The organism is Paraburkholderia edwinii, from assembly GCF_019428685.1.
Lineage (GTDB): Bacteria > Pseudomonadota > Gammaproteobacteria > Burkholderiales > Burkholderiaceae > Paraburkholderia > Paraburkholderia edwinii.
The window spans coordinates 2,948,704-2,961,220 of sequence record NZ_CP080095.1 but is presented as its reverse complement, the minus strand read 5'-3'; the positions used below and the strand labels follow the sequence as shown (position 1 = coordinate 2,961,220).

The 12,517-nt window shown below is 63.6% G+C and carries 14 protein-coding genes; 9 read left to right on the top strand and 5 right to left on the bottom strand.

The genetic code is table 11. The annotated features are described in order from the left end of the window. Nucleotides 1-132 precede the first annotated feature (132 nt). On the bottom strand, nucleotides 133-1,260 hold the full coding sequence (locus KZJ38_RS13080; RefSeq protein ID WP_219796299.1) for a YeiH family protein: 1,128 nt from the start codon (nucleotides 1,258-1,260) through the stop codon (nucleotides 133-135). Nucleotides 1,261-1,387: 127 nt separating this feature from the next. Here KZJ38_RS13080 and KZJ38_RS13075 point away from each other — a divergent pair, with 127 nt between their 5' ends. The 4 genes from KZJ38_RS13075 to KZJ38_RS13060 all read left to right on the top strand — a co-directional run bounded on the left by KZJ38_RS13075 (nucleotide 1,388) and on the right by KZJ38_RS13060 (nucleotide 4,981). Next, complete coding sequence (locus KZJ38_RS13075) at nucleotides 1,388-2,272, top strand: LysR family transcriptional regulator (protein WP_219796298.1); 885 nt, start codon at nucleotides 1,388-1,390, stop codon at nucleotides 2,270-2,272. A gap of 167 nt (nucleotides 2,273-2,439) precedes the next feature. Beyond that, on the top strand, nucleotides 2,440-3,408 hold the full coding sequence (locus tag KZJ38_RS13070; RefSeq protein ID WP_219796297.1) for a 2-hydroxyacid dehydrogenase: 969 nt from the start codon (nucleotides 2,440-2,442) through the stop codon (nucleotides 3,406-3,408). Nucleotides 3,409-3,688: 280 nt separating this feature from the next. After that, on the top strand, nucleotides 3,689-4,549 hold the full coding sequence (locus tag KZJ38_RS13065; RefSeq protein ID WP_219796296.1) for a YhfC family intramembrane metalloprotease: 861 nt from the start codon (nucleotides 3,689-3,691) through the stop codon (nucleotides 4,547-4,549). A 63-nt stretch (nucleotides 4,550-4,612) separates the two neighbouring features. Continuing rightward, nucleotides 4,613-4,981, top strand: a complete 369-nt coding sequence (locus KZJ38_RS13060; RefSeq protein WP_219796295.1) for a DUF3022 domain-containing protein — start codon at nucleotides 4,613-4,615, stop codon at nucleotides 4,979-4,981. Between the two features lie 150 nt (nucleotides 4,982-5,131). Here KZJ38_RS13060 and KZJ38_RS13055 read toward each other — a convergent pair whose 3' ends face one another. The 3 genes from KZJ38_RS13055 to KZJ38_RS13045 form a co-directional block, all read right to left on the bottom strand. Beyond that, on the bottom strand, nucleotides 5,132-5,569 hold the full coding sequence (locus tag KZJ38_RS13055; protein WP_219796294.1) for a PGDYG domain-containing protein: 438 nt from the start codon (nucleotides 5,567-5,569) through the stop codon (nucleotides 5,132-5,134). A 282-nt stretch (nucleotides 5,570-5,851) separates the two neighbouring features. Continuing rightward, the gene (locus tag KZJ38_RS13050) at nucleotides 5,852-6,361 is read right to left on the bottom strand and encodes a Spy/CpxP family protein refolding chaperone (protein WP_219796293.1); all 510 of its coding nucleotides are present in this window, start codon (nucleotides 6,359-6,361) and stop codon (nucleotides 5,852-5,854) included. Nucleotides 6,362-6,780: 419 nt separating this feature from the next. Continuing rightward, nucleotides 6,781-8,124 carry a nucleobase:cation symporter-2 family protein gene (locus KZJ38_RS13045; protein WP_219800314.1) on the bottom strand — a complete coding sequence of 448 codons (1,344 nt, stop codon included), beginning with the start codon at nucleotides 8,122-8,124 and terminating at the stop codon, nucleotides 6,781-6,783. 431 nt (nucleotides 8,125-8,555) lie between these two features. Between KZJ38_RS13045 and KZJ38_RS13040 the strand changes: the two genes are divergently transcribed. The 3 genes from KZJ38_RS13040 (at nucleotide 8,556) to KZJ38_RS13030 (ending at nucleotide 11,038) form a co-directional block, all read left to right on the top strand. Then, nucleotides 8,556-9,098 carry an RNA polymerase sigma factor gene (locus KZJ38_RS13040; protein WP_219796292.1) on the top strand — a complete coding sequence of 181 codons (543 nt, stop codon included), beginning with the start codon at nucleotides 8,556-8,558 and terminating at the stop codon, nucleotides 9,096-9,098. Between the two features lie 134 nt (nucleotides 9,099-9,232). Beyond that, nucleotides 9,233-9,706 (top strand): Lrp/AsnC family transcriptional regulator, encoded by a 474-nt coding sequence (locus tag KZJ38_RS13035; protein WP_219796291.1) that lies wholly within the window; start codon nucleotides 9,233-9,235, stop codon nucleotides 9,704-9,706. Nucleotides 9,707-9,940: 234 nt separating this feature from the next. Then, a complete protein-coding gene (locus KZJ38_RS13030) occupies nucleotides 9,941-11,038 on the top strand; it encodes a saccharopine dehydrogenase family protein (RefSeq protein WP_219796290.1) in 1,098 nt (365 codons plus the stop codon). Nucleotides 11,039-11,339: 301 nt separating this feature from the next. Here KZJ38_RS13030 and cydX read toward each other — a convergent pair whose 3' ends face one another. Beyond that, complete coding sequence (gene cydX / locus KZJ38_RS13025) at nucleotides 11,340-11,513, bottom strand: cytochrome bd-I oxidase subunit CydX (protein ID WP_219796289.1); 174 nt, start codon at nucleotides 11,511-11,513, stop codon at nucleotides 11,340-11,342. A 296-nt stretch (nucleotides 11,514-11,809) separates the two neighbouring features. On the opposite strand from cydX, the gene KZJ38_RS13020 reads away from it, so the two are divergent. Both KZJ38_RS13020 and KZJ38_RS13015 read left to right on the top strand, forming a co-directional pair. Next, nucleotides 11,810-12,049: a FitA-like ribbon-helix-helix domain-containing protein gene (locus tag KZJ38_RS13020; protein WP_219796288.1), complete on the top strand. Its 240-nt coding sequence runs from the start codon at nucleotides 11,810-11,812 to the stop codon at nucleotides 12,047-12,049. Beyond that, nucleotides 12,036-12,455, top strand: a complete 420-nt coding sequence (locus KZJ38_RS13015; protein WP_219796287.1) for a type II toxin-antitoxin system VapC family toxin — start codon at nucleotides 12,036-12,038, stop codon at nucleotides 12,453-12,455. Before KZJ38_RS13020 ends, KZJ38_RS13015 begins: the two co-directional genes overlap by 14 nt. Nucleotides 12,456-12,517: the final 62 nt, after the last annotated feature.

Here is a 12,517-nt window from a genome sequence, read left to right as displayed (position 1 = left end):
CATGTTGCGGACCTGGGCGTCGGGGCGAGGCTTGCCGTTCGTCCTGCCGCGCGCTTTGCCGCGCATCGCTGCGCTGGAACGCCAAAAGCCTCGCGCGAGGCGAGGCTTGATGACATAACCGGCTCGGCGCGTTTAGCCGAACAGACGCTGTACCGCCCATGTGATGCCGAGTCCTCCAGCGAATAACCACACGTAAAGAATGAGGCCTGTCATCAGTGCGCGCGGACCGGCTTCACGAATCTGCGCGATCCGCGTTTCCATGCCCAGCGCGGTCATTGCCATCGTCAGCGCGAAGGTGTCGAGCAGGTTCAGCGTATGCGTCGCCGTGTCCGGCAGCACGTGCACGGAGTTGAGGCCGACGCACAGCAGGAAGCCGAGCGCGAACCACGGCACCGCGAGCTTGCGCGGCGCGTGACGATGCGCGCTGCCGGCCGCGTGATCCTGTGTTACGCCTTTAGTCGCGTTTCTGGCTGCGTTGCTGGTCGAATCTTTACGCGCCGGCCGGTTGATCCACACACCGACCGCGAGCAGCACCGGCACGAGCAGCATGACGCGCGTCATCTTGACGATGGTCGCGATATGCGTCGCTTCGGGGCCCACATTGCTCGCCGCGCCGACTACCTGCGCGACCTCGTGAATCGTGCCGCCGAAAAAGAGGCCCGCGCCGACCGTATCGAGATGCAGCCAACCGGCACGCACGAGCGCCGGGTAGAGGAACATCGACAGCGTGCCGAACAGCACGACGCTGCCGACCGCCATCGCGCTTTTGTGCGGCTTTGACTGGAGCGTCGATTCGAATGCGAGCACCGCCGCCGCGCCGCAGATCGCGCTGCCGGCCGCCGTGAGCAGCGCGGTGTCGCGATCGAGCTTCATCAGCTTCATGCCGGCCCACGTGCCGAGCGCGAGCGTGCTGACGACGATCAGCACCGATTCCGCGAGTCCGGGCAGGCCGACTTGCGCGATCTCCTGCAGACTCACACGCAGCCCGAAGAACGCCACCGCGATGCGCAGCAGTTTGCGCGCCGAGAAATTGACGCCGTCCGCCCAACTCGCGGGCATGCCGTCGCGCAATACGTTGCCGTAGATCGCACCGGCGACGATGCCGACGATCAGCGGACTCAGGCCCAGCCCGGCGATGGCTGGCAGCGATGCGACGCTCGTCACGGCGGCGGCGAAAAGGGCGACGAACAGGATGCCGTTCAACTGTCCGCGCGTGGAGGGCGCGGCGGCCGGAGCGGCGTGAAGATTGACAGTGGACATGATGGATTGGGCTCGATAAGTAGGTGCTGAGCGTTTCAGCCACGGCCCAATCCTAAATTGAATATATCGATATGAGAAATCGTGATTTGTGACGTAATATATTGACACAGCCGATATTTCATTCCCCATGACCCCCGATCAGCTTATAACGTTTGCCGCGGTCGCCGAGCACCGCAACATCAGCCGCGCGTCGGTGGCGCTCCATCTATCGCAGCCGGCGGTGTCGGGCCAGTTGCGTCAGTTGCAGGACGAATTCGGCGAGCCGCTGTATTTGCGCGACGGGCGCGGCGTGCGTCTGACGCCTGCCGGCGAGCAGCTCGCGAGCTATGCGGCGCGTTTGCGCGACACCTGGCGCCAGGCGCATGCGTACCGCGACGCGCTGCGCGGCATGGAGCGCGGCACGCTGCGCATCGGCGCAAGCACCACGCCCGCGAGCTACCTGTTGCCCTATCTGATCGCCGCGTTCCGGCGGCGCTATCCCGATGTGACGCTGCATACCGCGGGCGGCAACACGTCGGACATCGTCGGCGGGTTGGGGGCGCTCGATATTGCGCTGATCGAAGGCGTTGTCGGGCCGGATCTGCCGCCCGATACGGCGGTCCATCCGTGGCGCGAGGACGAGATCGTCGCGATCATGCCGCGCACGCATCCGCTCGCGGCGAATCACTGCGAGCAGGGCGTGTCGCTCGCGCGGCTGAGTGCCGAGCCGCTGGTTTTACGCGAGGAGGGCTCCGGCGTGCGGCAACTGGTCGAGCGCGCGTTTGCCGACGCCGGGTTGCCGGTGCGCGTGGTGCTCGAAATCGCGAGCGTCGAAGGCGTGAAGGAAGCGGTGCGCGCGGAAATGGGCATTGGCTTCGTCTCCGCGATGTCGATGCGTCATGAGGACGATGCGCTGTGCCGCTGTTCGTTTTCGCCGCAACTGACGCGCCGCCTGTCGATTCTCGTGCCGCATGCGAGCGCGCCGTCGCGGCTCGTCGGGCGGTTTCTCGAGATGTGCCTCGCAGAAGGCTGACCGGCGTGAGCCGATGCCGGCCGGTGCGTCCGCGTTCGCCGGTTCGTATTCGTATACCGTTGTCGCCCGCGTGCATGGCGCGATGAGCTCGCCTGCGGCATCCTTATGTGTTTTTGAGCGGGGTCGATGACCGCCCGGCTCGTCATCCCACTGTCAGGAATTCATCGATGAAAAGCAGGATCGTCGTCTACAAGCCGTTGCCCGAAGATGTGTTCGCCTGGCTGCGCGAGCAGGCCGAGGTGATCGAAGTCGATGCATCGAAGCACGATGCGTTCGTCGCCGCGCTCAAGGACGCGGACGGCGCAATCGGCTCGACGGTGCAGATCACGCCCGCGATGATCGACGGCGCGTCGCGCCTGAAGGCGTTATCGACAATTTCCGTCGGCTACGACGCCTTCGATGTTGCCGACCTCACACGGCGCGGCATCGTGCTGACGCACACGCCTGACGTACTGACCGAATCGACGGCTGACACCGTGTTCGCGCTGATGCTCGCGGCCGCGCGCCGCGTCGTCGAACTCGCCGGCTGGGTCGGCGCCGGCAAGTGGTCGCAAGGCGTCGGGCCCGAGCAGTTCGGCGTCGACGTGCATGGCAAGACGCTCGGCATTGTCGGGCTCGGGCGCATCGGCGGCGCGGTCGCACGCCGCGCGGCACTCGGCTTCAATATGAACGTGCTGTACGCGAACCGCTCGGCGAACCCCGAGGCGGAACGGCAATATGGCGCGCGCCGCGTCGAGCTGAATGCGCTGCTCGAACAGGCGGACTTCGTCTGTCTGCAAGTGCCGTTGTCGAACGAGACGCGCCATCTGATCGGTGCGCCGCAGCTCAAGGCGATGAAGAAGACCGCGATCCTGATCAACGCGGCGCGCGGCCCGGTCGTCGACGAAGCGGCGTTGATCGATGCGCTGCAAGCGGGGACTATCCTCGCGGCCGGCCTCGACGTATTCGAACAGGAGCCGATCGCCGCAGATTCGCCGCTGCTGACGATGCGCAACGTGGTCGCGCTGCCGCATATTGGCTCGGCCACACATGAAACCCGGCACGCGATGGCACGCTGCGCGGCCGAGAATCTGATCGGCGCGCTCAACGGCACGCTCGCGCGCAATATCGTCAACCGCGAGGTGCTGCGCGGTTGAGCTTGCCGGGCGGGTGCCGTGCGGGTGCCGCGTGGCGTCGCCTTGCCGGTTTGCTTCCTGTCTGCTGCGCGGATCAGAGTCAAGGGGAATTGCTCGAACGCGCGTCGACTTTGCGCTGATCTGCGATCATTCGGGCTGCGGCGCGCGACCCGAGGTTACCTGAAGGCGACCGAAGGCAACCGAAGGCAACCTGAGCGCGCCGCCCGGCCTCGCGGGCCTGCCCGCGAGGCCGCTGAACTGCGATTCCCGATCCCGATTTCCGATTTTCGTAAGGAAGCTCATGCCCGCTGCACCGTCCGTTGCATCGCCCGTCGCGCCATTTACGCTCGCTTGCCTGATTGCCGCGACGCTTTTCATGGCCGCGCTGCCGATCATCCTCTATATGCGGCTGCGCAAACCGCTCGAACTCGACCGGCGCGCCGCGATCCTCGGTATCGGCGTGTTCGCGCTGTTTGCAATGCTGATCGAGCGTGGCGTCAACGACCTGATGCTGAGAGTGAACCCGACCGTTGCCGGATGGCTTCAGAACCCGACGGTCTTTGTGATCGTCGGCGTGCTGTCGATCGGCATTTGCCAGGAAGTCGGGCGGTACATCGGGATGCGCTGGCTGTTCAGGCGCGCGTCGAGAAAGGAGAGCGCCGAAGCGGCAGCTTCGCCGTCGCGCGAGCCGAACGCGCTTGCGTACGGCCTCGGCCACGGCGGCGCTGAACTGTGGTTCACCGGCGTGATCCTGCAGATTCAGTGGATCGTGTTCGCGTGGCTCGAAGATACCGGGCGGCTCGGCAGCGCGCTGTCGGGCCTGCCGCTCGATACGCTGATGCGCATCCATCTGCTCGTCGTGAGTCTGACGCCGGCTGCGGCCGGTGTGTTCATGATCGAGCGCGGCGCGGCGCTCGTGTTTCAGCTTGGTCTCTCGTTGCTGATGTGGCGCGGCGTACGTCGCGGTTCGGTCGCGGTGCTGCCGTTTGCGATCGCCGTGCATGCGCTGCTCGAAGTACCGGCCGCGTTGTCGCAGACACAGGCGCTGTCGCTCGTGGTCGTCGATACGATTTACGTGCTGCTTGCGGTGCCGGTCGCCATCGCACTCGTGCGCGTGTTTCGCCGCGACGCGCAGGCGCTGCAAGCGACACGCAAAGGCTAGCGTAGCGCGCGCGGCGCGAAGATGCAGACAGCGCCGCGGCTCATTCAATCACCACGACACAATATGGAAGCCTACCAATACGAGTGCGCGAGTGCCGATATCGAAGAACTCGCGCGCGTGATCAGCGATCTGTTTCCCGATCAGACGCGCTTCGTCGAGCAGCCCACCGATGAAAGCGGCACGCCGGTGCTGACCGTGCAGTGGGTCGCCATGCGCTTCGGCGCGACCGCGCGCCGGATCACGATGAGTATCGTCGTCGCGCCGCCTGTGCTCGCGCGTTACCGCGCCATGCCGGCGCGGGCGCGCGCGCGCAGCTTTGCGGTGCTGCGGGCGTTTGTCGAAGCGTCGCTGGGTTCGCTCGAAGAGCAGTATGCAAATGGGGAAGCGGTGCCGCGCGAAGTGACGGTTGAACTCGGGGACGAGTTTGCCTGACGTGTGGCAGGCGGGTTGGCAAGCAGGGTAGCAAGCGGGGCGGTAAGCACTCGTGCCTTGCGGTTCAGCTTGGCCCGGCGTGCAAGACGTGTCGCGACGCGGTACAGCACGGCGTTATCGGGCGCACGCGGCCACGCGAGACTTGCGAGCTTACGGCGCGCGGCGATACACCTTCGCAAAGCGCGCGGCCTGCACGACGCCGTAATCGCCAGGCGCATATTGCATGACCCAGTCGCCGGCCGTGCCTTGCAGCACATCGCCGCCCGCGGCCGTGCGCGCAAGCGAAAAGGCTTCGCTCATCTGCCTTGCGAGCACAACGGCCGGTCGATTGCGATAAGCGCCGGACGTACCGTGCGCCATCGCGGGATCGGCGGGCGTGTACTTCGCGTCGAAGCGATCGCGCGATACGACCCAGCGCTCGCCGGTCGACCCGGTAATCAGCGCATCGTCGGCCTGATAACGGTTCGGTCCTTCGAGACTCATTAATTCGCCCACGCCTGCGGCAAATTCGACGCTGACCGTTTCATCCTTCACGACGCGTTGTGCGAGCGGATCGGTACGCAAATCGAGGTTCGTCAGTTCGATCATGACGGGCTTGTCAAGGATGGCAGATGAGGAGGCCGCTGATACCGGCCGGGACTCGCATGATGCCAGATTGCGCAGCGACAAGCGAAGCGCAACGAAAATGTCCACGAAAGAACGCGCCTGCGAACGCGCTCGGCGAAGCGCTTGCGACCCGCGCCAATGAAAACGCCTGCCGTTTAAGGCAGGCGTTCGGGTTGCAATGGTAGCCGGCTACTCACGCGATGCGGTCGCGCCTGGCGAGCCACCACGGGCGTTGTGCGTGTACCGCCTATCGAGGCCTGTAAATCACGACTTGTCCGTCGAATCGCTCGACGGCGCGGCCTTCTTGCCGCTGCGGTGCGGGTGGCGGCCACCTTGCGGCGGCGACTCGTGGAACGTCGTATCGGCGAGCTTCTTCTGGTCGGCCGACATGCTGTCGTAAAGCGGCTGGAATGCATCGACAAGCTTCTTCGTACCGTCCGCATGCGCTTGCGTGATCTCCGCATACTGCTTCATATCGTCGAGCGCGGAGATGTTCTTGTCGGCGCGGCGCTCCTGAAAGAGCTTCGTCATCGTGTCGCCGTTACTGCGCATCACGTCGGCGAACGCGTTCCACTGCGTTTCCTGTTGCGGCGTGATCTTGAGCTGCTGATGCAGATACGAAATGCGGTCTTCCACATGCTGCTCGCGGCGCGCGGACTTGTCCGCATTCGAAGCAGCCGTCATGGCCGGCGCGGCCGACGACGAAGCCGGGGTCTGGGCGAAGGCGCCGCTGATCGAGAGCGCAGATACGAGCAAAACGAGCGTTTTTTTCATCGAGACTCCTGATGTCTGTTGGTATCGAGGTACGGGTACGGACAGGGCATTATTAATACCACGATATCGCCGCAATGCGACGCCAATGCGACAACTGCTTACAACCGAAACGATCGGTAAATGCTGTGTAAGAAGAACAAAGCGCGCTCGCGGCGCGCTCAAATCCTCATCAGGCTCTCGTCGAGCGCACGTCAATCTGCAAGGCCGCGTGAAGTCCGTATGAAGCGTGGGTGAAGCCATTTGTCAGCTCGCGGTCATCGTGCCAGCGCGAGGGGGCGCGCAAATGGCACCGGCAAATGGCACGCGCAAGTAGCACCCGCAAGCAGCACCCGCAAGCAGCACCCGCAAGCAGCACCCGCAAGCAGCACCCGCAAGTAGCACCCGCAAGTAGCACCCGCAAGCAGCACCCGCGGCACACCTCATTGGCTCATGCGCTGAGCGTCGTGCAGCGCCGCGCTTTCGCCGCGCAGGCCGTTGAAAATCAGATTGAGCACGACCGCGGCCACCGCGGCGAGCAGAATCCCGCTGTGCAGAAGCGGCGAGAGCGAAGGCGGCAGCTTCGCGAAGAACTGCGGCGACACCACGGGCACGAGCCCGAGCCCGATGCTGACCGCAACGATAAAAAGATTGTGATGATTCTTCGTGAAGTCGACTTCGGATAGCACCTTGATGCCGTTTGCCGCCACCATGCCGAACATCACGATGCCGGCGCCGCCGAGCACGAATGCCGGAATCGACGCGACGATTTGCGCAAGCTTCGGCACCAGTCCGAGCACGATCAGGATCGCGCCGCTCGTCGCGCAGACAAAGCGGCTTTTGATGCCGGTCACGCCGACGAGCCCGACGTTCTGCGAGAACGACGTGTACGGAAAGGCGTTGAAAACGCCGCCGATCAGCGTGCCGAGACCATCGACGCGCAGGCCGCGCACGAGCGCTTTCTGATCCACCGGGCGGCCAACCATGTCGCCGACCGCGAGGAACATGCCGGTCGATTCGATGAACGTCACGAACATGACGATTGTCATGGTCGCGATCGAGACGAGGTCGAAGTGCGGCACGCCGAAACGGAACGGCACCACCGCGCCGAGCCACGGCGCGGCGGCTACGCCGTCGAGATTCACGCGGCCGATCAGCGCGGCGGCCACAAAGCCGGCGACGATGCCAAGCAGTACCGAGATGCTGGCGAAGAACCCGCGCCCGAAGCGGTTGATCAAGAGAATCAGCAGCAGCACGGCAAGCGAAAGCCCGAGATACACGGGGTTTCCATAGTCGGGATTGCCGACGCCGCCCGCCGCCCAATTGATGCCGACTTCCATCAGCGAAAGCCCGATCACCGCGATCACGCTGCCGACCACGACCGGCGGAAAAAGCCGCAACAGCTTGCCGATCGCGGGCGCGAGCAGCATGCCGATCACGCCGGAGGCGATCGTCGAGCCGAAGATGTCGAGCAGGCCGAGGCGCGGATCGGATCCGATCGCGATCATCGGACCGACCGCGGTGAACGTGCAACCCATGATGATCGGCAGGCGGATGCCGAACATGCCGATGCCGAGCGTCTGGATCAGCGTCGCGATGCCGCATGCGAACAGATCGGCGCTGATGAGGAACGCGATCTGTTCCTTCGGCAATTTCAATGCGCTGCCGACGATCAGCGGCACCGCGACTGCACCGGCATACATCACGAGAACGTGCTGAAAACCGAGCGTAAGCAGCCGGGCGGCGGGCAGGCGTTCATCGCATGGGTGGACCGTGGTCGCGTGCATTTCTTCTTCTCCGTAGTCGTTGAGTGCGGACGGGGCGCCGTGTGCCAGATGCGCGGCGGAGGCGGCATCGGATACATGGCGGTGCCGATACAACACCTGCTGCGGCCGGATATTCCGCGGACGGTTTCCGAGGCCGGCCGCCTGCGCCGTAAGCCTGCGATAGAAGATTACGCTCATCTATTTCGCGCGGCACGTCCTCATGAAGCCGCCGCTAAATTGCGTCGGACACCGATGCTTCTTTACTGAACGCATCGCTTTGATGACTGAGGGAGGCGAAATGCAGGTTTAATGTGAAAGCCGGCCCATCGACGAATAAGTTTAATGAAAATGCGTCGCGGACAGTCGTTTTGCCAATGCACATGACTCATGCCGCGCGCGGCTTTCACGCCGCGCCGCCACTCAACCGCGTGCAACTCCACTGAGGAATCAAGTTGGCGACTACGACAGAACTGGCCGGAGTGCTTCCGGACCTGCTGCCGAGGCTATGGACATTCGCATGGCGAATCACCGGCGATCGGCTCGATGCGGAAGAACTCACGCAAAAGACCTGTATGCGCGCACTGCAGCGCGTCGGGCCGCTGCGCGATGACGTGCAGCCGCTGTGCGGGCTCTACGCGATTGCGTATCGCGTATGGATCGATGAACTGCGCTCGCAGCGCTCGCGCAAACGGACCGGCGGCGCTGCGCAAGCGCCGCAACGGGAACAGGATCCTATGCGACCTCGGCAGCCGCTCGCGTCCGGTTCCACGCATGATGCGTCCAGTCACACCGTGGCTGCCGTCGATCAACTCCCGCATGCGCAGCGCATGGCGATGCTGCTCGTCGCCGTCGAAGCGCTCAGCTATGCGGAGGCCGCGCACGTGCTCGGCGTGCCGGTCAACACGGTGGTGAGCCGGATCGTGCGTGCGCGCGAGGCAATCGGGCGGCACATTGCGGCGTTGCCGGAGCGGTCCCGCCAGGCGACGGCACGTTAGTCTCTCGCTAGCCGTGTGCTTGCGGCACGATGGCGGTGCGCGTGCGGGGCGAACACGGGCATAATCAGCGAACCTCGCTGTGCCCACGTCAACCGACGGTCAACGCAACAACACGACAAGACACGCCGCCTTCAATGAGACCCCCGCGCCTCGATCAACTCGACGAACTCGACCGCAACCTCGTTGCGCTGCTGCAGAACAATGCGCGCGAAAGCGTTGCGAATCTCGCGCGCCAGTTGGGCGTTGCGCGCACGACGGTGATTGCGCGCATTGCCCGGCTCGAAAAGACGAATGTAATTGCGGGCTATGGCGTGCGACTCGGCCAGGACGTGCTCGATGCGAGCATCTACGCCTATGTGGGCATCATCCTCGCGCCGAAGTACGGGCCCGACGTGCAGAAGCGCCTGTCGAAAATGCCCGAGGTGCAGTTGCTGTGCGCGGTGAGCGGCGAGTTCGATTATGTCGCCTGGCTGCGCGCCGATTCGCCGGATCGGCTCAACGAACTGCTCGATCAGATTGGCGGCCTCGCGGGCGTCGAACGCACGACCACGTCGATCATTCTTGCGCGCAAGATCGACCGCGGGTTGATCGGCGGCGAGCGTGGTTAGCGGCGCCATCTTTGTACCGTCATTTACGCGGTTTTTATGAGTTTTCGACATAACGACGGTTTTCGTTGTCGAAATGACGAAAATCGTGGTCATTACGCAGCATTCTGTGCGTAGGAACTGACTGTCCTTCTCCTTAAACTTTTCGTAGGGCTTGCCCGCCGGGCGCCGCACGAAATGCTGCAAGCCACGTGGCGCGCGATTTCGCTCACGACATTCACAAAAAAGGAGAAGCGCATGAAAGTTGCCATCGTTGGTGCAGGTTTGATCGGCCACACGATCGCTCACATGCTGCGCGAGACCGGCGACTACGACGTGCTCACGCTCGACCGCGATCAGCACGCCCTCGACAAGCTTGCCGCCCAAGGCATTCCGACCCGCCGCGTCGATTGCGCCGAGGCCGCCGCGCTGCGCGCTGCCGTGCAGGGCTTCGATGCGCTCATCAATGCATTGCCGTATTACCTTGCCGTCAATGTCGCGTCGGCGGCAAAGGGCGCGGGCGTGCATTACTTCGATCTGACCGAGGACGTGCGCGCCACGCACGCAATCCGCGCGATCGCCGACGAAGCGGAGCATGCGTTCATGCCGCAATGCGGGCTTGCGCCGGGTTTTATCGGCATTGCCGCTCATGAACTCGCGAACCACTTCAGCGAAATCCGCGACGTGAAAATGCGCGTCGGCGCGCTGCCGGAGTTTCCGACCAATGCGTTGAAGTACAACCTGACGTGGAGCGTCGACGGCCTGATCAACGAATATTGTCAGCCATGCGAAGCGATTCGCGATAACCGCACGCAGTGGGTCCAGCCGCTCGAAGGGCTCGAGCATTTTTCGCTCGACGGTATCGAATACGAGGCGTTCAACACGTCCGGCGGGCTCGGCACGCTATGCGAAACGCTGTCGGGTCGCGTCGAGTCGCTCGACTACAAGTCGGTGCGCTACCCGGGCCACCGCGACCTGATGCAGTTCCTGCTCGAAGATCTGCGCCTGTCGAGCGACCGCGACACGCTGAAGTCGATCATGCGCCGGGCGGTGCCGTCGACTGCGCAGGATGTCGTGCTCGTGTTCATCACGGTGACGGGCATGCGCGACGGTCAGCTCGTGCAGGAAGTCTTCACCCGCAAGATCTTCGCGAAAACTGTGTGCGGCATGCCGATGAGCGCGATTCAGATCACCACCGCGGGCGCAATGTGCGCGGTGCTCGATCTGTTCCGGGAGCAGCGCCTGCCGCAACGCGGGTTCGTGCGCCAGGAGCAGGTGTCGCTGCGCGAGTTTCTCGGCAACCGCTTCGGCCAGTTGTATGAGGGCCAGCCGCTGGACGCGATGGCGACGGTTTGAGCGGTACGGGTGCTGTTGCGTAGGGCATTGCGCGCGGGGCGGGTTGCTTCGCTATGTGATCATTTTGCCGCGCGCTGCGATCGGTTCGCGCGCAACGTCGTTGGTTGCCGCAAGCCAGACGACGCGAATTCTCGCGCCGTTTTTCCTCGCTTTCCGTCGCTTTTCGTTGTTCTCCACTTCCCGCCATTCCCGGTCGATAAGCCGCCGCTCGCGCACCTAACACACCTCGCGCGATAGCGGCGCGGCCGCGCTTACACGGCTGAACAATGCGCGTGAGGATGCGCGCGGCTCGAGGCGCCGGTCATAGCGGTTTGTCTGCCGCGGGCGCAGGCTCCGGCGGTTCGTCAGCCGAGGCGGACGTCGCGGACTCCGTGGAGTCGCGCGCGAACCTGCCGTTCGCCTCAAGCCACATCACGTTGATGATGCCGAAACCCAACGCGACGCCGATACCGAGAATCCAGCTGAAGTACCACATGGACGTCTCCCTTTTCGCCTGATTTTTGTTAGAACACCGAGCGCTTACACGCTGTCGGGCGGCTTATCCATATGCCATTTGGACGATCTTCGCAGCCCGCTTCGGCTATGGCTTACTGACGCCTGCACACAACGCGTGCCGCTTGCCGTAAAGGCGGCGCGCGGGTTGGTCGCCCAACGATCATTACGCGGAAGGCTGCGCGACGCAAGCGTCGTGGCAGCGCCGGCGACCTATTTACTTTCAACTCTGGAAAGGAGGTGATAGCATTGATAGCATGTCAAAGCCTGGAGATGTTCATGCCCACTCTGCTGGTTCGAGGTCTGGAAGAAGCGCTCGTCGAGTGCCTGCGCAAACGTGCTGCGTCGAATAACCGCAGCGTCGAAGCTGAGCATCGGGAAATCCTGGCGGAAGCACTTCGCCACCCGAAAAAGCTCAGCTTTGCTCAGGTACTCATGAGCATGCCCGATGTCGGCAAGGATGCCGATTTCGAGCGCGTCAACAATGATGAAGGTGAGGGAAGCCGTGTATTTGATTGACACCAACGTAATAAGCGAAATTCGCAAGCAGCGCGGCGCCGACGAGGGCGTGCGCGAGTTTTTTAGTCATGCGCAAAAGGAGCAACTGGGGCTGTACCTGTCGGTTATCACGATTGGCGAATTGCGGCGCGGCGTCGACCTCATGCGACATCGCGGCGATGTCGAGCAGGCCACCAAACTGGAGGAATGGCTGAACACGCTGCTCGGAACGTTCGCCAATCACATCCTGACGGTGGGCGACGACGTCGCGCAAACATGGGGGCGTCTACGTGTGCCGCACGCGGAGCACTCGCTCGACAAGCTGATCGCCGCCACTGCGCTGATCTATAACCTGACTGTTGTCACCCGCAATACCGACGACTTCGCAGGAACCGGCGCGAGGGTGATCAATCCGTTTGGCGCATAGCGCGAATCGAGGGTCCGGGCGCGATCAAGTTGAGTGCCGGCGCGGCAAAGAAAAGCATGAGT